This window comes from Olavius algarvensis spirochete endosymbiont, assembly GCA_900608495.1.
Taxonomy (GTDB): domain Bacteria; phylum Spirochaetota; class Spirochaetia; order DSM-2461; family DSM-2461; genus UBA2779.
Window position 1 is genome coordinate 1 of the sequence record UWYT01000320.1, and the last position, 221, is coordinate 221.

The following is a 221-nucleotide window of genomic DNA, read 5'->3' on the forward strand; positions in this document are numbered from 1 at the left end:
GTAGGCCTCCTGCCTACAAAAAATAAGGGAGTATTCTGTTCACCTGCCTCGGGCTGGATGGGTGGCCGGAGAGCTTTGGGCTTGAGCCAAGTGGAGGAATACGCAAGGGCCACTCTGTCGTCGAGGCTCTTAACTGGTATGCCTATGTGAGCAACAACCCAGTAAGGTATGTGGACCCGGCGGGAATGGAAGAAGAAAACGCAGATGAACCTCCAAAACCC

The 221-nt window shown here is 53.8% G+C and carries 1 protein-coding gene; it reads right to left on the bottom strand.

What is annotated here, in order from left to right:
* A partial coding sequence (locus tag S1OALGB6SA_RS10725; protein WP_230204531.1) for a hypothetical protein occupies positions 1-221 on the bottom strand: 221 nt, incomplete at both ends.